The sequence below is a fragment of the Luoshenia tenuis genome, assembly GCF_014384745.1.
In the GTDB taxonomy this organism is placed as follows: domain Bacteria; phylum Bacillota; class Clostridia; order Christensenellales.
Window position 1 is genome coordinate 99,892 of record NZ_JACRSO010000003.1, and the last position, 22,801, is coordinate 122,692.

16 protein-coding genes are annotated in these 22,801 nt (G+C 54.6%); 14 read left to right on the forward strand and 2 right to left on the reverse strand.

Annotation, left to right across the window (positions count from 1 at the left end):
• Positions 1–159: 159 nt before the first annotated feature.
• The 4 genes from H8699_RS07825 to H8699_RS07840 all read left to right on the forward strand — a co-directional run bounded on the left by H8699_RS07825 (position 160) and on the right by H8699_RS07840 (position 6,621).
• A complete protein-coding gene (locus H8699_RS07825) occupies positions 160–1,539 on the forward strand; it encodes an ABC transporter substrate-binding protein (RefSeq protein WP_249285191.1) in 1,380 nt (459 codons plus the stop codon).
• Positions 1,540–1,808: 269 nt separating this feature from the next.
• Positions 1,809–3,179, forward strand: a complete 1,371-nt coding sequence (locus tag H8699_RS07830; RefSeq protein ID WP_249285192.1) for an ABC transporter substrate-binding protein — start codon at positions 1,809–1,811, stop codon at positions 3,177–3,179.
• A gap of 336 nt (positions 3,180–3,515) precedes the next feature.
• Positions 3,516–4,889 carry an ABC transporter substrate-binding protein gene (locus tag H8699_RS07835; protein ID WP_249285193.1) on the forward strand — a complete coding sequence of 458 codons (1,374 nt, stop codon included), beginning with the start codon at positions 3,516–3,518 and terminating at the stop codon, positions 4,887–4,889.
• A 376-nt stretch (positions 4,890–5,265) separates the two neighbouring features.
• A complete protein-coding gene (locus H8699_RS07840) occupies positions 5,266–6,621 on the forward strand; it encodes an ABC transporter substrate-binding protein (RefSeq protein ID WP_249285194.1) in 1,356 nt (451 codons plus the stop codon).
• A gap of 442 nt (positions 6,622–7,063) precedes the next feature.
• Here the strand turns inward: H8699_RS07840 and H8699_RS07845 are convergent, their stop codons facing one another.
• The gene (locus tag H8699_RS07845) at positions 7,064–7,381 is read right to left on the reverse strand and encodes a helix-turn-helix domain-containing protein (protein ID WP_138294708.1); all 318 of its coding nucleotides are present in this window, start codon (positions 7,379–7,381) and stop codon (positions 7,064–7,066) included.
• A 153-nt stretch (positions 7,382–7,534) separates the two neighbouring features.
• On the opposite strand from H8699_RS07845, the gene H8699_RS07850 reads away from it, so the two are divergent.
• The 8 genes from H8699_RS07850 to H8699_RS07885 all read left to right on the forward strand — a co-directional run bounded on the left by H8699_RS07850 (position 7,535) and on the right by H8699_RS07885 (position 16,681).
• Positions 7,535–7,735 carry a hypothetical protein gene (locus tag H8699_RS07850; protein WP_249285195.1) on the forward strand — a complete coding sequence of 67 codons (201 nt, stop codon included), beginning with the start codon at positions 7,535–7,537 and terminating at the stop codon, positions 7,733–7,735.
• 283 nt (positions 7,736–8,018) lie between these two features.
• Complete coding sequence (locus tag H8699_RS07855; RefSeq protein WP_249285196.1) at positions 8,019–9,158, forward strand: Gfo/Idh/MocA family protein; 1,140 nt, start codon at positions 8,019–8,021, stop codon at positions 9,156–9,158.
• A gap of 87 nt (positions 9,159–9,245) precedes the next feature.
• Positions 9,246–10,616, forward strand: a complete 1,371-nt coding sequence (locus tag H8699_RS07860) for an ABC transporter substrate-binding protein (protein ID WP_249285197.1) — start codon at positions 9,246–9,248, stop codon at positions 10,614–10,616.
• A 124-nt stretch (positions 10,617–10,740) separates the two neighbouring features.
• Entirely contained in the window at positions 10,741–11,883 is a 1,143-nt protein-coding gene (locus tag H8699_RS07865; protein ID WP_249285198.1) for a Gfo/Idh/MocA family protein, read from the forward strand.
• A 28-nt stretch (positions 11,884–11,911) separates the two neighbouring features.
• Positions 11,912–12,751: a sugar phosphate isomerase/epimerase family protein gene (locus H8699_RS07870; protein ID WP_249285199.1), complete on the forward strand. Its 840-nt coding sequence runs from the start codon at positions 11,912–11,914 to the stop codon at positions 12,749–12,751.
• A 165-nt stretch (positions 12,752–12,916) separates the two neighbouring features.
• A complete protein-coding gene (locus H8699_RS07875; protein WP_249285200.1) occupies positions 12,917–13,432 on the forward strand; it encodes a GNAT family N-acetyltransferase in 516 nt (171 codons plus the stop codon).
• A gap of 18 nt (positions 13,433–13,450) precedes the next feature.
• Positions 13,451–14,821, forward strand: coding sequence for a glycoside hydrolase family 32 protein (locus tag H8699_RS07880; RefSeq protein WP_249285201.1), 1,371 nt, complete (start codon positions 13,451–13,453; stop codon positions 14,819–14,821).
• A gap of 501 nt (positions 14,822–15,322) precedes the next feature.
• Entirely contained in the window at positions 15,323–16,681 is a 1,359-nt protein-coding gene (locus H8699_RS07885; protein ID WP_249285202.1) for an LPXTG cell wall anchor domain-containing protein, read from the forward strand.
• Between the two features lie 228 nt (positions 16,682–16,909).
• On the opposite strand, the gene nifJ is transcribed toward H8699_RS07885, so the two are convergent.
• Complete coding sequence (nifJ, locus tag H8699_RS07890) at positions 16,910–20,413, reverse strand: pyruvate:ferredoxin (flavodoxin) oxidoreductase (protein WP_249285203.1); 3,504 nt, start codon at positions 20,411–20,413, stop codon at positions 16,910–16,912.
• Positions 20,414–20,749: 336 nt separating this feature from the next.
• Here nifJ and hisC point away from each other — a divergent pair, with 336 nt between their 5' ends.
• Together hisC and H8699_RS07900 are read left to right on the forward strand one after the other, a co-directional pair.
• Entirely contained in the window at positions 20,750–21,820 is a 1,071-nt protein-coding gene (gene hisC, locus H8699_RS07895) for a histidinol-phosphate transaminase (protein WP_249285204.1), read from the forward strand.
• A 65-nt stretch (positions 21,821–21,885) separates the two neighbouring features.
• Positions 21,886–22,752 (forward strand): DUF4190 domain-containing protein, encoded by an 867-nt coding sequence (locus H8699_RS07900; RefSeq protein ID WP_249285205.1) that lies wholly within the window; start codon positions 21,886–21,888, stop codon positions 22,750–22,752.
• Positions 22,753–22,801: the final 49 nt, after the last annotated feature.

A 22,801-nucleotide genomic window follows, 5' to 3' on the forward strand; every position in this document is an offset into this window, starting at 1 on the left:
AAATTGCGTTATTATGACATATTTATCCTTGCTGGGGTTACAAATACATGTCCATATCCCATGGGAAGAACATGTATTTGCAATAGAGTGGGGCGTTTATATTTTGAAGAGATTCAAAAAGACGGGCTGCACTCGATCATTACAAAAGGGGGAACACACATGTCGAAACGTATCTCTGTCGTCTTTTGTCTGCTGTTGGTTGTGGCGATGGCATTCTCGATCGTAGGATGCTCTTCTCAGCCCGCGGCAGATAACTCTGCCAGCTCGGCTCCGTCTGGCGATGCTTCTGCGTCTGCCAGCGCGGATAATGCTGAGCCGGTGAACCTGGAGTTCTGGGATATGGCCTGGGGCCCGGCGGAGCAGTACCCGCCCACGGCTGAGGCCATTATCGAGAAGTACACCACCGAGGTGGCTCCGAACGTCTCCATTAAGTACACGAACCTGCCCTGGAGCAACTGGTTCGAGACCTATTCCACGGCTGTGGCTTCCAATGGTGCGCCTGATGTAGCCATCGGCGGCGGTTACATGCCCTTCCAGTTCGCGGTAAACAATGAGGCGGCCGATATTGGCTGGATCGTTGACGAGTGGAAGAAGGAAGGCACCGACGGCGATTTCCTGGAAGGCATGCTGGACTACTATGTTTATCATGACAAAGTGATCGGCATCCCCTTCAACTATGATCCGCGCGCTACCTATTATCGTGCCGACCTGTTGGCGGAAAAAGGCCTGGAAGTACCGACCACCTACGAAGAGTTCATTGATGTTACCAGCAAGATGTCCGATCCTGCCAACAACTTCTACGGCTTCACGTTCTCCGTTGTGGGCAGCACGGCTGGCCCGTTCAGCAATGTAGCTACCGGCAACGGCGGTATGCTGTATGACAAAGACGGCAATGCGAACATCAACAGCGAGCGCAACCTGCAGGTTATGAAGTTCTTCCGCGCTTTGAAAGATGCGGGCAGCCTGCCGGATGGTACCGAAGGTTATGCCGATAGCGATTGCACCAAGTTGTTCGCCGCCGGCGGCGCGGCGTTCTGCTACAAGGGCGTTGGCGACTACAAAAACGCTGTGACCAAAGACGGCTTCACCACCGATCAGGTCAAGATCATGGCTCCTTTGAAATCGCCCTCCGGTGTACAGAAGGCTCAGCTGTGCGTGAACGGCTACCTGGTATTCGAGCAGTCCGAAAATAAAGAAGCTGCAATGAAGTTCCTGAAATGGTTCTCTGAGAACAGCCAGGATCTGTGGGATTCTGACAAGGGCGCCCAGGATGGTTTCCCGGCTCGCCAGAGCTTCATGAACGAGATGGACGAGTTTAAGAAGGATTATCGCCAGGAGGCGATCACCAAGATTCTGTCCAACGGCATCACGCTGTGCTACCCCATGCTCAGCGGCGCGCCCAGCGCTTCCGTTGCTGAGGGCCAGAAGTATGACATGCAGCTCATGCAGGCTGCTCTGACCATGGACGAGCAGGGCATGAAGGATACGCTGGAAAAACTGAATACGGAATTCCAGAAAGTTATCGACGAGCAGGACTAAAATCCATTCGTAACTGAAAAAAAGAGACGGCATAGCCGTCTCTTTTTTTATGCATTTCTTGGAAAATTAGCGTCAAATAAGAAGTGGATGTAAAAAAAGTGAAAAAAGTCCTCAAAAATCCCCCTGTTTTATTAGTTGACTAAGCTTATTTCGTTTTGATATTATAACATCAAAATGAAAGATTATGAATGGAACATGATTGGTGCTCTATTTATAATCAGCTCTTCTATATTGGAAGGGCGAAGAAAAACAGAAAGGGGAACACACGCATGTCAAAACGTATCTCTGTCGTATTTTGCCTGCTTTTGGTTGTGGCGATGGCATTCTCCGTTGTGGGATGCTCGCAGCCGGCAGACAACTCTGCCAGTTCGGCTTCGTCCGGCGACGCTTCCGCGTCTACGGGTGACAGCTCCGAGCCGGTGAACCTGGAATTCTGGGATATGGCCTGGGGCCCGGCGGAGCAGTATCCGCCCACGGCTGAGGCCATCATCGAGAAGTACACCACTGAGGTGGCTCCGAATGTCTCCATCAACTACACGAACCTGCCCTGGAGCAACTGGTTCGAGACCTATTCCACGGCTGTGGCTTCCAACGGTGCGCCGGACGTGGCCATCGGCGGCGGTTACATGCCCTTCCAGTTCGCGGTGAACAACGAAGCTGCCGACCTGCAGTGGATCATCGACGAGTGGGAGAAGGAAGGCACCACTGATGACTTCCTGGAGGGTATGCTGGACTACTATGTCTATCATGACAAAGTGATTGGTATTCCGTTCAACTACGACCCGCGCGCGATCTTCTATCGTGCCGACATCCTGGAGGAAAAGGGTCTGGAAGTGCCGACCACCTATGATGAGTTCATCGATGTGACCAGCAAGCTTTCCGATCCTGCCAACAACTTCTACGGCTTCACGTTCTCCGTTGTGGGCAGTGCGGCAGGCCCGTTCAGCAACATGGCCACCGGCAACGGCGGTATGCTGTATGACAAAGACGGCAACGCGAACATCAACAGCGAGCGCAACCTGCAGGTTATGAAGTTCTTCCGCGCTTTGAAAGATGCGGGCAGCCTGCCGGATGGTACCGAAGGTTATGCCGATAGCGACTGCACCAAGCTGTTTGCTTCCGGCGGTGCCGCGTTCTGCTACAAGGGCGTTGGCGACTACAAAAACGCTGTGACCAAAGACGGCTTCACCACCGATCAGGTCAAGATCCTCACCCCGCTGAAATCGCCCTCTGGTGTACAGAAGGCTCAGCTGTGCGTGAACGGCTACCTGGTATTCGAGCAGTCTGATCAGAAGCAGGAAGCGATGAAGTTCCTGAAATGGTTCTCCGAGAACAGCCAGGATCTGTGGGATTCCGAGAAGGGCGCCCAGGATGGTTTCCCGGCTCGCCAGAGCTTCATGAACGAGATGGAAGAGTTCCAGAAAGATTATCGCCAGGAGGCGATCACCAAGATCCTGTCCAACGGTATCACGCTGAGCTATCCCATGCTGAACGGCTCGCCCAGCGCTTCCGTTGCTGAGGGCCAGAAGTATGACATGCAGATCATGCAGGCTGCTCTGACCATGGACGAGCAGGGCATGAAGGATACGCTGGAAAAACTGAACGCCGAATTCCAGGAGGTTATCGACGAGCAGGACTAAGGCATAGGCTATCCTAATAAAGAGAGGCGAAAAAATCGCCTCTCTTTTTCTTTTGTCAACACAATTAAGGCGAAAGATAATTAATTATGTCAAAATTAAGAATAAATGAGGCTAAGCAGGGTTTTGATTGACACTCATCTTTGTGAACTGCTATAATCGTCCATGCAGTATCCGTTTTTTATGCATTTATTACGTAATTCATGTATAAAGGACATATTGTTCACGAGAGGGTTACAAGTTCCCAGTTGTCTTAGGACTGTTGGGACTGTAATGGTGTAAGCTATTGGAGGGTTTAGCAATAGCCTGCACTCGATCATTACAAAAGGGGGAACACACATGTCGAAACGTATCTCTGTCGTCTTTTGTCTGCTGTTGGTTGTGGCGATGGCATTCTCCGTTGTGGGATGCTCGCAGCCGGCAGACAACTCTACCAGCTCGGCTTCGTCCGGCGACGCTTCCGCGTCTACGGGTGACAGCTCCGAGCCGGTGAACCTGGAGTTCTGGGATATGGCCTGGGGCCCGGCGGAAAACTATCCGCCCACGGCTGAGGCCATCATCGAGAAGTACACCACTGAGGTGGCTCCGAACGTCTCCATCAACTACACGAACCTGCCCTGGAGCAACTGGTTCGAGACCTATTCCACGGCTGTGGCTTCCAACGGTGCGCCGGATGTGGCCATCGGCGGCGGTTACATGCCCTTCCAGTTCGCGGTGAACAATGAAGCTGCCGACCTGCAGTGGATTGTTGACGAGTGGAAGAAGGAAGGCACCGACGGCGACTTCCTGGAGGGCATGCTGGATTACTATCGCTTTAAAGATAAGCAGATTGGTATTCCGTTCAACTATGACCCCCGTGCGACGTTCTACCGTGCCGACCTGCTGGAAGAAAAAGGCCTGGAGTGCCCCACGACTTATGACGAGTTCATTAGCGTGACTAAGCAGATGACCGATAAGGACAATGGCTTCTATGGCTTCACGTTCTCCGTTGTGGGCAGCGCGGCTGGCCCGTTCAACAACATGGCCACCGGCAATGGCGGTATGCTGTACACCAAAGACGGCAACGCGAACATCAACAGCGAGCGCAACCTGCAGGTTATGAAGTTCTTCCGCGCTTTGAAGGATGAAGGCTGCCTGCCTGAGGGTACTGAGGCCTATGCCGATAGCGACTGCACCAAGCTGTTCGCCGCCGGCGGTGCCGCGTTCTGCTACAAGGGCGTTGGCGACTACAAAAACGCTGTGACCAAAGACGGTTTCACCACCGATCAGGTCAAGATCATGCCCCCGCTGAAATCGCCCTCTGGTGTGCAGAAGGCTCAGCTGTGCGTGAATGGCTACCTGGTATTTGAACAGTCTCAGAACAAGCAGGAAGCGATGAAGTTCCTGAAATGGTTCTCCGAGAACAGCCAGGATCTGTGGGATTCTGACAAGGGTGCCCAGGATGGCTTCCCGGCTCGCGTGAGCTACATGGATACCATGGATGAGTTCAAAAAAGAGTACCGCCAGGAAGCGATCACCAAGATCCTGAACAATGGTATCACGCTGTGCTACCCCATGCTCAGTGGTGTTCCCAGCGCTTCCGTTGCCGAGGGCCAGAAGTATGACATGCAGATTCTGCAGTCTGCCCTGACCATGGACGAGGCTGGTATGAAGAAAACGCTGGATGACCTGAACACGGAATTCCAGAAGATCATCGACGAGCAGGACAAATAAGTCCGGTTAGTCTGAAGATTTTAAAAGGGAGACGATCTAAAGATCGCCTCCCTTTTTGTTTGCACAAATTAAAAAACGGCACTGGTCAAGTCTTAAGTGAGTAAAAAATACAGGTATTATAAAATTATCCAGAATATATATATATTCTCAATGCCGGAAGACGCTCCTCCTCGAAATTGACACCCCTTGAAGCGGTCTGTTATGATGGTGCAAGTCTCACGAAATGCGGTACATTTTGTATCATGTTGTGAGGTCAGGGGGAAATTGTAGATTACAAGCCGCGCTGCCGGATCAGCTGGTTGGGTAGCGGGGTTTGCAATAAACGCTACATTAAGCGAGGGATAATGTAGCAAATTCTTCAAGGAGGGGAAACCCAATGTCAAAACGTATCTCTGTCGTATTCTGTCTGCTACTGGTTGTGGCGATGGCATTCTCTGTCGTAGGATGCTCGCAGCCTGCGGACAACTCCGGCGCGTCTGGTGACGGCGCCGCCAGCGGCGAACAGGTCAACCTGGAATTCTGGGATATGGCCTGGGGCCCGGCTGAGACCTACCCGGTAGCAGCGGAAACCATTATCGAGCGCTATACCACCGAAGTGGCGCCCAATGTTTCTGTTAACTACACAAACCTGCCCTGGAGCAACTGGTTTGAGACCTATTCTACGGCTGTGGCCTCTAACGGTGCGCCGGACGTGGCCATCGGCGGCGGTTTTATGCCCTTCCAGTTCGCGGTAAACAACGAAGTAGCCGACATTCAGTGGATTGTGGACGAATGGAAAAAGGAAGGCACGGATGGCGACTTCTTGGAGGGCATGCTGGACTACTACCGCTTTAATGATAAGCAGGTGGGAATCCCCTTCAACTATGATCCGCGCGCGACTTATATCCGCTACGATTGGTTGACGGAAAAGGGTTTGGAAATGCCGACGACCTATGACGAGTTCATCAATGTGGCAAAAGCGTTGACCGACCGTGACAATGAGATCTATGGCGTGGCCTATAGTATCGTTTCGGATGCGGCCGGCCCGTTTATGAATTATGCTACCGGCAATGGCGGCATGCTGTACGATGAAAACGGTAACGCGAACATCAACAGCGAGCGCAACCTGCAGGTTATGAAATTTTTCCGCGCGTTGAAGGATGAGGGCTGCCTGCCCGATGGTATTGAGAACTACGCGGGCGATGACTGTGTGAAGTTGTTCAATGCCGGCAAAGCGGCGATCTGCATCAAGGGCGTTGGCAACTACAAGAACACGGTGACCAAAGACGGCTTCACCACCGATCAGGTCAAGATTGTTCCCCCGCTTAAATCGCCCTCCGGCGTGCAGAAGGCGCAGCTGTGCGTAAATGGTTACCTGGTATTCGAGCAGTCCCAGCACAAGCAGGAGGCGATGGAGTTCCTGAAATGGTTCTCCGAGAACAGCCAGTTGCTGTGGGAAGAGGGCGGCCAGGACGGTTTCCCGGCACGCCAGAGCTTCATGGACGAGCTGGACGAGTTTAAAAAGGATTACCGCCAGGAGGCGATCACCAAGCTGTTGTCCAACTCTATTACCAATTGCTACCCGCTGATCAGCGGCGTACCCAGCGCTTCCTCCGCGGAAGGCCAGAAGTATGACATGGTGATCATGCAGTCTGCCCTAACGATGGATGAGGCGGGAATGAAGAAAACGCTGGACGACCTGCAGGCCGACTTCCAGAAGATCATCGATCAGCAGGATAAAGTAGCGGGTTAAGGCGAGATACTTTTCCTGGTTAGAGAATTAAAAAAGCGAGGCGGAAGAAACATTCTTCCGCCTCGCTTTTTTATGCGCGCAGCGAAGAGGGGTAAAAAAGATGAATCAGGGGATGCAATCGGATGTACCAAAGCGACGGATGTCTGTAAATATCCACCATGAAAAAAGGGGGGAATATACAATGGAAGCCTGCTGGAATAACTATATAAATAGTGGATTCATAGGATATACACATTCATCCAAACTGCTTCGCATTTGAACAATCAATAAGGCAAAATATAGTATTATAAAATTAGGCAAAATTATATATAGTTTTTTGGTTGCGGCGAGCGCTGCGTTTGAGAGAAAAGTCAGTTTTTTTTACCTATAAATGTACGTAAAAATGGAATAGGCGTACAAAAATAATGGTAAATCAACAGGGCGAAGGATACCCTTCGCGAGATCAAAGCCCCAAGAGGATATCGACTGCCTGCTGCATCCCCGTTCGTTCCCGGTAATGGCGGACCAACGCTTCCTCGTGCGAAGATAAAAGAAGCGGCGCCTCGGGTATATCCTGCTCTACAATATGTTGCAATTGATCCACCGTAATAGAAAGGCCGCGACAGATTTTGATGATATTATCGATTGAGGCTTTGCCGATGGCTTGATTGTTCAGAATGGATAATAATGTGCTATAGGGCATCCCGATCGACTCAGCAAATTGCTTGTAAGTCATATTCTTCTGCTTAATTAGTAGCTTGATATACGCTTCTCTTTGCAAGGAATTCACCTCACAGACAGGATAGCACGTAAAAAAGGAATAAACAATAAAAAACGACACAATATAAATATTACAAAAAAACTACTTGCAAAAATCGCTATAGCGTTTTATACTAGCGTTGTAAAACGCTATAGCGATTCATGGAGTGAGAATATGTATCCACGCATTGAATCGATACTGGTCAAAATTGGGATGACCAAAAGAGAGTTGGCGGCAGCCTTAGGGCTGGATTATGAGGTCTTATTACTTAAACTCGAACGCAAAGACTATTTTACATTAGATGAAGCAATTGCATTGAAAAGAATTACCGGCGCATCTGACAGTATCGAAGAATTATTTACCTTTCTTGCTTAAGTACTAGCGTAGTAAAAGCCCAGGCGGATCGACAAAAGAAGCATTGTAGATCACATTTCTTTTTTGGGCAGCTTGTTTTTCATCTACAAACTTCACATTATGGATGATCTATGGTTATCAATAGCATAAACCCAGGAGCGAGTGAATAAAAAGAACTAGTCCTATAAACAGTGGCGGGCATGCTTTTTCGCTACCCTGTTTCCTTATACCCAAAAAGGACATAGGGGAGAGAAAAATCATCTATATTACCACGGTATGTAAAACGAAGGAGGGTCTTTTAATCATGTTGATTCCTTGGAAACCGGTGAAAGTGGCGTTGATTGGCGCGGGGACGATCAGCGGAGAGTACCTGAATAACATGGTACACAATTTCGACATACTGGATGTGGTGGGATGCTCGGACATCATTCCGGAGCGGTCGGCCGCCCGGGCAAAAGAATTCGGCATCCGGCAGATGACCAATGAAGAGATCCTGAGCGACCCTGAGATTGAGGTCGTGGTCAACACCACTTATCCCACGGCACATTACACTGTAAGCAAATCGATCCTGGAGGCGGGCAAGCACCTCTATTGCGAAAAGCCGATGAGCGCAACGAAGGAAGAGGCCAAGGAGCTACTGGATATGGCGCGCGCAAAGGGCCTGTATATCGGCAACGCGCCGGATACCTTCCTGGGCGGAGCTGCGCAAACCGCCCGCAAGCTGCTGGATATGGGGATGATTGGTACGCCCATCACGGCCCGGGCTACGCTGATCCGCGGGTACCACCTGATGGGCGGTGCTGAAGAAAAGCTGCCGTTTACCTTCTATCCCGGCGGCGGCATCATGTTTGACGTGGGGTGCTATTACCTCGTCAATCTGATCAATCTGCTGGGGCCCATCAAGCGGGTCGCCGGCTTCTCTCAAACGGTTTCAAAGGAAAAGTTATATGTTAATCCCGCTCATCCGCAGTATGGGCAGACCATCCCAGTTCAGTCCCCTAACAATACGTTGGGCGCGCTGGAATTTGCCTCCGGCGTTTTGGGGACCATCACCACGACATCGGAGTGCTTCTCAGAGACCCCGCAGCTCGAGATCTATGGGACGGAAGGCACGATCGTCTGTGCGGACCCCAACTGCTTTGGCGGCGAGGTACTGGTGCGGCGCACCGGCAATAAAGAATACTTCCCGGTGCAGCTGACCCACGCCTATACCGACCCGAATTGCCGGGGCATCGGCGTTGCAGACTTCGCTTACGCCATCCGTAACGGCCGCAAGGCGCGGGCGGATGCGGAACTGGCCTATCATTTCCTGGAGGCGACGGTGGGGATGATCGAATCTGGCGAAACGGGACGCTATTACGAAATGCAAAGCAGCTGCGAGCGCCCGGCTGCCCTGGCCTCCGGCATTACTACGGGCTATACCGAATATGTATTTAACCACTGATGAAGATAGGAACCGCCCTAAACAGCGGGGCGGTACTTATAAAAAGGCCGATATAAAAGAAAAGGCCAATGAAGGGGGAAAACACACATGTCCAAACGTATCTCAATGCTATGCGGCCTGCTGCTGGTCGTGGCAATGGCTTTCTCAGCCATAGGCTGCGGCGGCGCGCCCGCAACCGAGCCAACCGACGGCGCGCAGACCTCCGGGGACGCTACCGCAACAGAATCTACCAGCGCGGCGGAACCCGTCACGTTGAAATTCTGGGATATGGCCTGGGGCCCGGCGGAGGCATTTCCGGTAGAATCCGAAAAGATCATCGCCAAGTATACCTCGGAAGTGGCGCCTCATGTCACCATCGAGTACACGAACCTGCCCTGGAGCAACTGGTATGAGCAGTTCTCTACGGCCGTAGCCTCCAACGGCGCGCCGGATGTTTGCACGGGCGGCGGCTATATGCCCTTCCAGTTCTCCACCAACGACGAGATGGCGGACCTGCAGTGGATCGTGGACGAGTGGAAAAAAGAGGGCACGGATAAAGACTTCTACGAGGGGATGCTGGATTACTGGCGTTTCCACGACAAGCAGGTCGGCGTTCCGTTCAACTACGACCCGCGGGCGACCTTTATCCGCATCGACTGGCTGGAAGAAAAAGGGCTGGAAATGCCTGAAACCTATGATGACTTTATCGCCATAGCCAAGGCCTTGACGGATAAGGATCAGGGGATCTATGGCGTCACCTTTGGCGTGACCACTGGCAGCGCCGGCCCGTTCATGCAGTTTGCCACCGGCAACGGCGGCATGTGCTACAACAAAGATGGCACAGCCAATGTGGATAACGAGCGCAACTTGCAGGTTATGAAGCTGTTTAATACCCTGCAAAAGGATGGCTCTTTGCCCGAAGGTATCGTCAACTATAGTGGTGACGACGCGGATAAGCTGTTCATGGCCGGCAAGGCGGGCATTTCGATCCGCTCGGCAGGCGGTTTCAACACCTATTTGAACGGCGGAATGACCATCGATCAGGTGGCTGTTATGCCGCCGCTGACCTCGCCCAGCGGCACGAAGAACGGGCAGGTCAACCCCAACGCCTACATGATGTTTGAACAATCCCAGAATAAAGAGGAAGGCATGAAGTTCCTCAAGTGGTATTCTGAGAACACCTACACCATCTGGACCGACGGTAAGCAGGACGGCTTCCCGGCGCGCATCAGCTATCTGGAAGGCGACGAATTTAAAAAGCCGCAGCGCGCGCAGATCATCGACCGCGTACTGTCTAATGCGGTACAGCTGGTTTACCCGCTGCAGAGCGGCGTGCCCAGTGCCTCTTCGGTCGAGGGCCAGAAGTTTGACCAGACCTGCATGCAGGCTGCGCTGACCATGGATGAAGATGGCTGGAAAGATACCCTGGCGACCCTGCAGACCCAGCTGGAAGGCTTGATTGCGGACCTGGACAAATAAGACTCCGGATGGATCAGAACAACTGCTAATTTCGGGCCTATGTTAGGGGGGAAGGCTGCGTGTTCCCTTCCCCCTGGCAGGGCCTTCTTTATGGGCGCAAGTGCGCGTTTAAGGAGGAAAAACCATGCTTAAACCCTGGAAACCGGTAAAGGTAGCGCTGATTGGCGCTGGCGTGATCAGTGGCGAGTACCTGAAAAACATGGTGTATAACTTTGATATTCTGGATGTGGTGGGCTGTTCGGATATCATTCCGGAGAAGTCCGCGGCGCGGGCGGCCGAATTCGGCATCCGGCAGATGACCAACGAGGAGATCTTAAGCGATCCCGAGATCGAGGTCGTGGTCAACACCACTTATCCGACGGAGCATTATAACGTAAGCAAGCAGATTCTGGAGGCCGGAAAGCACCTGTATTGCGAAAAACCCATGTGCGCGGAGCTGGGGCAGGCCAAGGAACTGATGGACATGGCGCGGGAGAAGGGGCTGTACATCGGCAATGCGCCGGATACCTTCTTGGGTGCGGGGTATCAAACCGCCCGGCACCTGCTGGACGCGGGGATCATCGGCAAACCCATCATGGCCCGGGCTACGCTGATCCGCGGTTCTTACGTTTTGGGCGGCGCCGAGCCGAAGTTCCCATTCCCTTCTTATCCCGGCGGTGGTATTATATTTGATGTAGGATGCTATTATCTTGTCAACCTCATCAATCTTTTAGGGCCCATCCGTCGCGTGGCGGGCTTTGCGCAGACCAATATCAAGGAAAAGCCCTATGTCAATCCCCACCATCCTGAATATGGCGACCAGGTCAAGACCCAATCGCCCACCAATACCATCGGCGCGCTGGAATTTGAAAGCGGCGTGCTAGGCACGATCATGACCACGACGGAGTGCTTCTCGGAGACCCCGCAGTTGGAGATCTACGGCTCCGAAGGCATTTTGACCTGCCCGGACCCCAACTGCTTTGGAGGCGATGTGAAGGTGACCCGGGTTGGGTACCGCGAGCCTTATGTGGTGCAGCATACCCATGCCTATACGGACCCGAACATGCGGGGCATCGGCGTGGCGGAGTTTGCCTATGCGATCCGCAACGGGCGCAAAGCGCGCACGGACGCCTCGATGGCTTATCACTTCCTGGAGGCTTCTTTCGGCATGATCGAATCCGGCGAAACAGAGCGGTACTATCACCTGCAAAGCACCTGCGAGCGGCCGGCGGCTTTGGCCTCGGGCATCACCACGGGCTACACGGAATACGTATTTAACCACGAATAGTCAACTTGAATAAAGGAGTTAAATGCCTATGTATAAATCAGTTGTCTTAGGCTGTGTAAACGTAGATGTGCCGCTTTTAGAGGGGATCGCCCTGGCGGGGCGCCACGGCTTTCAGGGCATTGAGGTGCCGCCGGACGGGGCCGCGCTGATTGGTGAGGACAAAGTGCGGGATGCGCTGGCGCAGTGGGGGTTGAATAACGCTGGGTTTGCGCTGCCGCTGGCTTATAAGGCTGCGGACAAGGCGGAATTTGAAGCGGGGGCCGAGCAGCTCAAGACCATGGCGGAAACGGCTGCGCGCCTTGGCGGAAAGGGGTGCTACACCTGGATCACGCCCTGGCATGAAACGATGACCTATCAGCAGCATTTTGATTTTATGGTGGAGCGCCTGGGGCGGTATGCGGCGATCCTCAAGGAGTTTGGCATTGCCCTGGGTCTGGAATTTGTGGGCGTGCAAAAAGCCAGGGATACCCATCCCAATCCCTTCATTTATAATATCCCGCAGATGCTGGAGCTGTGCGATGCGATTGGAACCGGGAACTGCGGGCTGCTGCTGGATTGCCACCACTGCTATACCGCCGGACACGATATGAAGGATGTGTACGGGCTGAAAAAGGAGCAGATCGTGTTGGTGCACGTCAACGACGCGGTGGCCGGTTATACGCTGCCCGAGCAGCCGGATAATCCCCGTGCCCTGCCGCGGGAGACCGGGGTACTGGACATCGATACCTTTATGGATGCGCTAGTCAAAATTGGCTACGAAGGGCCGGTGGCGGTAGAACCCTTCAGCCCGAAGCTCAAGGCGATGGAGGATAACGACGCAAAACTGGACCTGACGATGGAAGCGCTGAACAGCATTTGGCCTGCGTAACGGTCAAGGAACACCAAACTCAAGGATGATAACGAACCGAACCATGAGGCCGGCAGTATTGCCGGCCTTTTTTTGCGAAAATTGAGGGGATTTAAAAGGGATTCGCTCCCGTAGAGCGAATTTTATTAAAATATGATTTTGGGTTTTAATGAGGTGAGGATAAAGGTGGGTACGCGTATTGAAACAAAGCTGCCGGATTTCTATCTGCGATTTGCGACCGAGCAAGATGTGGATACCGTTTTGGATTTTATCAAACACATCGCGGAATATGAAAAGATGAGCGATCAGGTTCAGGTGACGCGGGAAATACTGCACCAATCCCTGTTTGTACGCCGCGCCGCAGAGGCGATATTGGCCTATGAAGGGGATACCGTGGTGGGTTTTGCCGTGTTTTTTGAAAACTTTTCGACCTTTACGGGCAAGCCGGGCCTTTATCTGGAGGACCTTTTCGTGTTGCCGGAATACCGCGGCAAAGGATACGGCAAGGCCCTTTTATGCTTCCTGGCGCAGTTGGCTGTAGAGCGGGATTGCGCTAGGATGGAGTGGACCTGCCTGAATTGGAATACCCCTTCGCTGCAATTCTACCAGACGCTGGAAGCGCGTACGATGGATGAGTGGACGGTGCACCGCTTAACGGGCGGTACGCTGGAGCGGGCGGCCGCACAATTCCCGGGGAAGTAAAGAGGGAGGAAGGGCCATATGGCGACATACCGACCCAAGCTGCATTTTACCGCCAAAAAGGGGTGGATCAACGACCCCAATGGGCTGGTGTACCGGGATGGCTGGTATCACCTTTTTTACCAGCACCATCCCCGCAGTACGCTATGGGGACCGATGCACTGGGGCCATGCCATCAGCCGGGATCTGCTGCGCTGGCGCCACCTGCCGGTGGCCCTGAAGCCGAACGACCAGGGGATGGCCTTTTCGGGCAGCGCGGTGGTGGATGTGGGGAATACCTCGCACCTGGGCAGCGGACGCGACCCGATGGTGCTTTGCTATACGCAGCACGGCAGCGTGGAGCAGCAGGGGTTGTCCTGGTCAAGTGACGGGATCTTTTTTAGGCCCTATCCCGGGAACCCGATCCTGGAGAATCCCGGGATTCCAGATTTTCGGGACCCCAAGGTCTTCCGCGTAGAGGGCGAAACGCTTTGGCGGATGGCGCTGGCGGCAGGGGACCGGATCTGCTTTTATCAATCGGAAAACCTGCGCGGATGGGAAAAGACCGGGGAGATACTCCGGCCGGGAACCGTCCCCTCCGGCGTGTTGGAATGCCCGGACGTGTTTCCGCTGACGGCGCCGGACGGCAAGATGTACTGGATTTTGCTGTGTAGTATTTCGATGGCGCCGGCGCAAGGCGGCTCGCGCACGCTGTATTTGATCGGCGATTTTTCGGAAGGACAATTTGTGGCCGATCCGCAGCTTCAGGCATCAATCTGGCTGGACGAGGGGGCTGACTGCTATGCCGGCGTGACCTACAACCAAGCGCCTGGCGGGCGGCGGATCATGATGGCGTGGCAAAGCAACTGGGCCTATGCGGATAAGACGCCCACCGGGCCATACCGTGGGACGATGTGCGTACCAAGGGAGCTGCGGCTGGCCAGAGCCAAGGGACGCCTGGTGCTGGCACAGCGGCCGATAGAAGAGCTAAAGCGCTGCCGGGGTCCGTTTATCACATTTGATACCCTGCCCGAGCGGGAAAGAGCGGTGGCCCTGCCTGGCGAATGTTTTGAGATCACATTAAACAGCGATACGCCTTATGCCTGCCGGTTTGAGAACGACAGCGGAGATTGTCTGGCGGTGGGGCTGGATGAGGATGGCCAGTACTATATCGACCGATCCCGCGCGGGGCAGGTAGCCTTTTCGCCGCATTTTTATCCGCGAGCGGTCTGCAAGCGGCTGACTGAGGACGAGGATTTGGCGATGCGGCTGATTTTCGATACGCAGACGGTGGAAGCGTTTTTTGATGGCGGCCGCCAGGTGATGAGCGCGCAAGTGTTTCCTAAAACGCCCTTCACCCGCGTGCGCTTTACGGGCGCTGCGCAGGGGACGGTTTACCAACTGAAAGGATAGCGGAACGATCCGCTTGGATATAAATAGCAAACATTTATTTTGGCAAATGCTGCGCAGGCTGTAAAGACCTGTGCGGTTTTTGCGTTTTAGCTGAACGATCCCCGGTTATAAAACGGACTTAGGAAGGATGTTAACGTTTGGGTGAATAGGGCCTTTAAAGCAGTTTATATATTAGGAAAAAAGAAGTAAAAAACATGTTGCAAATACGACCGGAAGGGCGTAACATTTTTAATGTATAGGAAACACCTCTGAGGAAACACCTCTGAGGAAACACCTCTGAGGAAACACCTCTGAGGAAACACCTCTGAGGAAACACCTCTGAGGAAACACCTCTGAGGAAACACCTCTGAGGAAACACCTCTGAGGAAACACCTCTGAGGAAACACCTCTGAGGAAACACCTCTGAGGAAACACCTCTGAGGAAAGGCACATCATGTCCTCGGGGGGAAAATAGTAGTAGCAAGCCGCCCCTTTCGAGGAGAAAAGAAAGGGGTATCTTTTATGAAGAAGGCAAAAAGGCTGCTGGTTGTTTTACTGTGTTGCGCCCTAACGCTTGGACTGATTCCGATGGCCGCAGCCGCAGCGGAGCCCATAGCGGCGGTTTCCCTGTCCGTAAGCGGTTATGGGATCGGCCAGCCGATGGCAGATGCTAACATTACGACGACTACGCAGGGCGTTACCTTAACCGCTATTGGGGGCTGGCGGGATGCCCAATATAATGAAGTGACAGGGAAGTTTGAAAAAGGGATACGCTACTGTCACTACATTAGCCTGAAAGCGGAAGATGGGTATTTATTACCGGCTATGACGAACGACAACATAAAGGACCTTATAACGGTCAACGGTAAAAAGCCCACATATGCCTTTGTAACGAAAACCGAGGCCGACGGCAGCGTGCAGATCGTCTTTTTTATGGATGCGTTAAGTGAGCAAGTGGATACGCTAGCGCTTACCGTCAAGAATCTGGTCGTAGGGAATACCTGGGCCGAGAGCAATGTAACGGCGGATTCCGAGAAGGTATTTGTACAGAATGCGAAACTTATCTATAAAGGCGTAGTCAGCGACCATGATATTCCGGTAACCGATCCGCTGCAGGCGCACACCGCCTACCAACTGTACCTTTATATTTGGACCAACAGCGGCTACAGTTTTGATGTAAGCAATATTCAAAAAGAGGATGTGACCGTGCGGGTCAACGGCCAGACCGTAACGCCCGTGGCGATTCGGGATGGCGGCGACAATGGGAGAAGCATTGTAATGGATGTGGATATGCCGCTTTTGCATAACTATGGTGCTTATCAGTACGACGAAAACCAACACTGGCAGGAATGCCAAGATGCCGACTGCCCGGATAAAGAGGGCAGCATCCGCTACTCGATGGCGAGCCACAGCTTTGGGGATTGGACGGAAGTAAAGGCGCCCACGGAAACAGAGCAAGGAAGCAAGGAGCGTGCCTGCGTATGCGGCTATAAGGAAACGGACATAGTTTCTGCAACGGGGCATGTTGAAACCGAGATCATCAACGCGAAAGAGGCGACTTGTACCGAGGAAGGATACACGGGCGATAAGGTCTGCAAGGGCTGCGGCGAGGTGCTGGAAAAGGGCACGGTGATCGCAAAACTGCCGCATAACTACGTAGATGGTAAGTGCAGCGTCTGCGGCGCGGCCGATCCCAGCGTAAAGCCTGCGGAAGCTACGCCTACCCCTGTGGCGGAGACCACGGATGGTACCGCAACAGAAACTGCAACCCCGAAGACGGGCGAGACGAACAACATGATGGTGTGGGCGGCACTCCTGCTTCTGAGTAGCTTGGGCATTGCGGGAACGGTGCTGTACGGCAGAAAGAAAGCGGCCAAATAGTTACCGCTCCATAAAAGATATAAGAAAGGCTGGCCGAGGATGATCGGCTAGCCTTTTTTTATATTGTATTCCTTTATAGAGGCCTGGGGATAAGTTGATACCGTCCGTATTCAGGTGCTTTTCAACAGCAGGGAAGCGCGCAAGCGCGGCATTCCATGAATATTCCAAAGCTGTGCAAAAGAAAAAAGAGAGCAGAAAAATCTGCTCTCTTTTTATATGGGTTAGGTTTTATTCCGCAGCCAGGCGCTTGTAGCTATCCAAACGGGCCTTGGCGTCCGCCTCGGTCTTCTCGAACAGCTCATCGGCAACCTCGGGGAACTGCTTCTTCAAGGAAGCATAGCGAATCTCGCCGGCCAGGAAGCCCTGGAAGTCGCCCGTGGGCTCCTTAGAATCCAGGGAGAACGGGTTCTTGCCCTGCTCTTCCAGCTCCGGGTTGAAGCGATACAGCGGCCAGTAACCGGCCTCAACCGCCTTTTTGATCTCCGCCTGAGACTTGCTCATGTTGATACCATGGTTGATGCACGGCGCATAAGCGATGATCAGGGACGGGCCGTGATAAGCTTCCGCCTCGGTCATAGCCTTGATCAGCTGATTGGGGTTCGCGCTCATGGCGACCGTGGCCACGTACACATAGCCGTAGCTCATGGCCATCATGCCCAGATCCTTTTTACGGGTGCGCTTGCCGGCGGCAGCGAACTTGGCGATGGAACCGGTAGGCGTGGACTTGGAGGCCTGACCGCCGGTGTTGGAATACACCTCGGTATCCAGAACCAGGATGTTCACATCCTCGCCCTGGGCCAGCACGTGATCCAATCCGCCGTAGCCGATGTCGTAAGCCCAACCGTCGCCACCGAAGATCCAGACGGATTTCTTAACGAACAAATCGCTCTGCGCTAAGATAGCGGCAGCCTTCTCGCACTTATCGGCGTACTTGGGCAGCAACTCGTTCAGCGCGGCAGCGGCAGCCTTGGAAGCGTCGGCGTCCTCTTTGCCATCCAGCCAAGCCTGATAGGCGGCCTTCAGATCTTCCGGCGCGCCCTCCATGGCGTCGATCATCATGTCGGCCAGTTTGGCGCGGCGCTGATTGAACGCCAGGTTCATGCCGAAGCCGAACTCCGCGTTATCCTCGAACAGGCTGTTGGCCCAAGCGGGACCCTGGCCCTTTTCGTTGGTGGTGTACGGGCAGGTCGGGGCGGAACCGCCATAGATGGAGGAGCAGCCCGTCGCGTTGGCAACGACCATGCGATCGCCAAACAGCTGAGAAACCAGCTTGACATAAGGCGTCTCGCCGCAGCCAGCGCAGGCGCCGGAGAACTCGAACAGCGGCTGGAGGAACTGGCTGCCCTTAACGGTAGCCTTGCTCACCGGTACCTCGACCTTGGGCAGCTTCTCGGAGAAGGCCAGGTTGGGGCTCTCGATGGGTTCCACTTCGGCCAGCGGCGTCATGACCAGGGCTTTCTGCTTGGACGGGCAAACGTCCGCGCAGTTGCCGCAGCCGGTGCAATCCAGCGGATAGACCTGAATGCGGAACTCCATGCCCTCTAAGCCCTTGCCAATGGCTTTCTTATGCGTATAACCTTCCGGCGCGCCATTCAGATCCTCAGCCTTAGCGATGACCGGGCGGATCGCCGCGTGCGGGCAGACCAGCGAGCACTGGTTGCACTGAATGCAGTTCTCGGGGATCCACTTGGGTACGTTAACGGCGATGCCGCGTTTTTCGTACTGGGTGGTTCCGGTGGGAACGCGGCCATCAGCAGAGAAGGTGGAAACCGGCAGCTTGTCGCCTTCCTGCGCCAGGATCGGATGGATGACCTCGTTGAAATAATCGGGAGCCTGCACCTTGACGGGAACGGCGCCCTCGGTGGTGGTAGCCCAGGACTCGGGCACCTTCACCTCGACCAGGCCGCTGATGGCGTTATCGATAGCGGCATAGTTCATGTTGACGATCTTATCGCCCTTGCGGCCGTAGGACTTTTTAACGGCCTGCTTCATGTAATCCTCAGCCTGCTCGTAGGGGATTACGTTCGAAATCTTGAAGAACGCGGCCTGCATGATGGTGTTGATGCGGCCACCCATGCCCACCTCGCCGGCGATCTTGATCGCGTCGATGGTGTAGAACTTCAAGTGTTTTTTGGCGATAACATTCTTCATGGAAGCGGGCAGCTGCTCGTCCATCTCCTCAGGCGACCAGGGGCTGTTGAGCAGGAAGGTGCCGCCATCCTTAATGGATGAAAGCATGTTATAGCGCGTCACATAGGACGGGTTATGGCAAGCCACAAAGTCGGCCTGATCGATCAGATAGGCGGACTGGATGGGCTTATGGCCAAAGCGCAGGTGCGAGATCGTGATGCCGCCGGACTTCTTGGAGTCATACACGAAATAGCCCTGGGCGAACATATCGGTATGGTCGCCGATGATCTTGATGGAGTTCTTGTTGGCGCCGACGGTACCATCAGAACCCAGGCCGTAGAACATGCCCGAGAAGGTGCCTTCCGGTACGGTGTCGATCAGCTCGCCCTCCGGCAGGGAGGTGAACGTCACATCATCGTTGATGCCCACGGTGAAGTTGTTCTTGGGCTGGGCAGCAGCCAGGTTATCCAGAACCACTTTGACCATGGAAGGCGTGAACTCCTTGGAGCCCAGGCCATAACGGCCGCCGAACACCGCGATATCGCTCATGCCGTTCTCAGAGAGCACGGTGCAAACATCCTGATACAGCGGCTCGCCCAGAGAACCGGCCTCTTTGGTGCGGTCCAGCACGGCGATCTTCTTGACGCTCTTGGGCAGGGCAGCGATAAAGTGCTTGGCCGAGAAGGGACGATACAGGCGAACCTTCAGCACGCCGACCTTCTCACCCTTAGCGGTGAGGTAGTTAACGGCCTCCTCCGCCACATCGCAGCCGGAACCCATAATGATGACGACGCGGTCAGCATCGGGCGCGCCCACGTAATCAAACAGGTGATATTCGCGGCCGGTGAGGGCGGAAACCTTTTTCATCTCCTCTTCCACGATCTCGGGCACGGCCTGATAATACTTGTTAGCCGCCTCGCGGTTCTGGAAGTAGATGTCCGGGTTCTGAGCGGTACCCTGCTGATGAGGATGCTCAGGATTCATGCCGCGTTTGCGGAAAGCCTCGATGGCGTCATAATCCACCAGCTTGGCCAGATCTTCATAATCGATATCCTCGATCTTGGACACTTCGTGAGAGGTACGGAACCCATCAAAGAAGTGCACAAAGGGCACGGAAGCCTTCAGCGTGGCCAGGTGCGCTACGGTAGCCAGGTCCATAACCTCCTGTACGGAAGCGGAAGCCAGCATCGCAAAACCGGTGGCACGGGTGGACATAACGTCCTGATGGTCGCCGAAGATGGACAGCGCGTGCGCAGCCAGGGCGCGGGCGCTTACGTGGAAGACGCAGGGCAAAAGCTCGCCAGCGATCTTATACATATTGGGGATCATCAGCAGCAGGCCCTGGGAAGCGGTGAAGGTGGTGGTCAGGGCACCGGCGGCCAAAGAGCCGTGTACGGCGCCGGCGGCACCGGCCTCAGACTGCATCTCGCTGATCTTCAGCGTCTGACCGAAAATATTCTTACGGCCATGGGCAGCCCAGTCGTCACACACTTCAGCCATGGTGGACGAAGGCGTGATGGGATAGATCGCCGCTACATCCGAAAATGCATACGCCACATGGGCGGCGGCGGTATTCCCATCAATGGTAATTTTCTTAGCCATGTAGGAAACCTCCTTAAAAATTGTACGTTGGATAGGGTATAAACAAACGCGGCAAAGCCACGGCAATGCGCCATCCACCCCGGATCGGCTTTACCGGCATCTTTACCGCCCTTATTATATCTTTTCTGTTAAAGGCTTGTCAAGGAAAAGGGGGCGTGACTTCTATATAATACAAATTCCCGCCGCGGGCCGCGCCTAAACCTGGGATAAGCGCTACGAATACCCTTGGGGAAACCCCTGTACTTTTGCACGCTAATGTGATAAAATACAAGGCAGAAGGGCCGCGGCAGCGCAGGGATAGGCCGCGGATACCGAAAGGACAGAGGGTGGAATGTGATGGAAAAGCTTTGGAGCGCCGTAACCCAGCGTCTGGAACCGTACGTTCCGGGCGAGCAGCCGCAGGACCGGCAGTATATCAAATTAAATACCAATGAGAATCCCTATCCCCCGTCTCCGCGGGCGCTGGAGGCCATTCGTGCGGCGGCAGGCGAGGGGCTTAGGCTCTATCCCGACCCGGAGGCCCGCGGATTACGCCGGGCGATCGCGCAGCGGCATGGGCTGGGGATAGAGGAGGTCTTTGCCGGCAACGGATCGGACGAGGTGTTGGCGCTGGCCTTCCAGGCGTTTTTTGATGCCTCACGAACGCTGCTTTTCCCGGACATTACCTATAGCTTTTATTCGGTGTTTTGCGGACTGTTCGGCATCCCCTACCGGGAGGTGCCGCTGGACGAAGGACTTTGCATCCGGGTGGAGGATTATCTGCAACCCTCCGGCGGGGTGATCTTCCCCAACCCCAATGCGCCCACGGCCCAGGCGCTGGCGGCGCAGGATATCCTGCGCATCCTGGAGGCCGACCCGGACCGCGTGGTGGTGGTGGACGAGGCGTACGTGATGTTCGGGGCCGAGTCCATGGTGCCCTATATTCGGGATTATCCGAACCTTCTGGTGATCACCACCTTAAGCAAATCACACGCGCTGGCGGGCCTGCGGGGCGGCTATGCCCTGGGGCAAGCCCATTTGATCGAAGGGCTAACGCGGGTAAAGGATTCGTTTAACTCCTATCCACTGGACCGGCTGGCGCTGGCCGGTGCGCAGGCAGCTATTGAGGACGAAGCCTATACCAAGGAGCAGACGCTTAAAGTCATGGCCACCCGGGAGCGGTTTGCCGCCGCCATCGGGGCGATGGGCTTTACAGTGCTGCCCTCCCGCGCGAATTTTGTGTTTGCCGCGCCGCCTCAGGGGGTAAGCGGCCAGGAGATGTTTGCCGCGCTGCGGGAACGGGGCATACTGGTGCGCCGCTTTTCCAAAGCGCGGATCGATAATTACCTGCGCATTACCATCGGCACGGAGGAAGAGATGGAAAAGGTGCTGCGCGCGGTCGCGGAAATCCTTGCGCAAAGGGCATAGCGCCTGAAAATATAATATAAATATAGGAAGCGTAAAGGATTAAAAAAGGAGGCGGAAACCGGGCTATGGGCAAGCGTTATCAAAACGATGTGGCGATCAGCTGGCCGGTGGAGACGGCGGAGCGGATCATAGGGGACTTTTTTGACAAAGAGGGTTTTGTGCTCACCGATTATAAGGGCGAGCGGGTATGGAAAAAGGGCGTGGGGCTGATGACGGCGCCCCAGTTTGTCAAGACCACCTGCCGGCAGGGCGGCGTGCAGATCGAGGCCTGGCTTAAGTTTGCCATCCTGCCCGGGGTGTATTGCGGCGAGATGGGGCTGAACGGCTTCTGGGGCTTTGCGGTAAAGCAGATGCTTCGCGGACGGGTGGAGGCCCTGATCGCGCTGTTGCAGCAGCCCGGAGGACAGGGCGGAGCTGAGCAAATACCCGCCCAGCCGGTAACAGCGGAACAGACGAAGAGGGCTGCGGTATCCGCGCCTCAGGATGAGCCTGAAAGCCTGGCCGATAGCGCTGCGCCCGCAGCGCAAAGCGAACCAGCCACGGCGGTGACGCAGGCAGAAAGTCCCGCGGTATCCGCGTCAGTAAATACGGCGGAGCGTAGGGCTGATACGGACGCTGCGCCCGCAGCGCAAAGCGAACCGGCTGCAGCGGAAGCGGCACAGCCTGTGCCGCCCAAGATGCACGACCCGGTGAACAAGGCCACCCTTTCGCTGGTGATGGGGCTGGTCTCCATCGTGACGTGGCTGATCCCCTTGGGCGGGCTGGCTACCTCGATCATCGGCATCGTCAGCGCGGTGCCGGGCATGCGCTCTTCCGCTCGGGGGCGGGCGGTGGCAGGCTTGGTACTGAGCATCATCTTTTTGGTGATCTCGGTGGTGGCCTGGATGATCAACTTAGCGGGCGCCTGCCTGGTATTAAGCGATATCTTTTAGGCTTGGCCGTCTTGCCAATTGGATAAAAATATGCTAGATTAAAGGTGTA

Coding starts and splice junctions, on each gene's coding strand:
- H8699_RS07825 (WP_249285191.1), top strand. CDS start 160: ATGTCGAAACGTATCTCTGTCGTCTTTTGTCTGCTGTTGGTTGTGGCG.
- H8699_RS07830 (WP_249285192.1), top strand. CDS start 1,809: ATGTCAAAACGTATCTCTGTCGTATTTTGCCTGCTTTTGGTTGTGGCG.
- H8699_RS07835 (WP_249285193.1), top strand. CDS start 3,516: ATGTCGAAACGTATCTCTGTCGTCTTTTGTCTGCTGTTGGTTGTGGCG.
- H8699_RS07840 (WP_249285194.1), top strand. CDS start 5,266: ATGTCAAAACGTATCTCTGTCGTATTCTGTCTGCTACTGGTTGTGGCG.
- H8699_RS07850 (WP_249285195.1), top strand. CDS start 7,535: ATGTATCCACGCATTGAATCGATACTGGTCAAAATTGGGATGACCAAA.
- H8699_RS07855 (WP_249285196.1), top strand. CDS start 8,019: ATGTTGATTCCTTGGAAACCGGTGAAAGTGGCGTTGATTGGCGCGGGG.
- H8699_RS07860 (WP_249285197.1), top strand. CDS start 9,246: ATGTCCAAACGTATCTCAATGCTATGCGGCCTGCTGCTGGTCGTGGCA.
- H8699_RS07865 (WP_249285198.1), top strand. CDS start 10,741: ATGCTTAAACCCTGGAAACCGGTAAAGGTAGCGCTGATTGGCGCTGGC.
- H8699_RS07870 (WP_249285199.1), top strand. CDS start 11,912: ATGTATAAATCAGTTGTCTTAGGCTGTGTAAACGTAGATGTGCCGCTT.
- H8699_RS07880 (WP_249285201.1), top strand. CDS start 13,451: ATGGCGACATACCGACCCAAGCTGCATTTTACCGCCAAAAAGGGGTGG.
- H8699_RS07885 (WP_249285202.1), top strand. CDS start 15,323: ATGAAGAAGGCAAAAAGGCTGCTGGTTGTTTTACTGTGTTGCGCCCTA.
- nifJ (WP_249285203.1), bottom strand. CDS start 20,413: ATGGCTAAGAAAATTACCATTGATGGGAATACCGCCGCCGCCCATGTG.
- hisC (WP_249285204.1), top strand. CDS start 20,750: ATGGAAAAGCTTTGGAGCGCCGTAACCCAGCGTCTGGAACCGTACGTT.
- H8699_RS07900 (WP_249285205.1), top strand. CDS start 21,886: ATGGGCAAGCGTTATCAAAACGATGTGGCGATCAGCTGGCCGGTGGAG.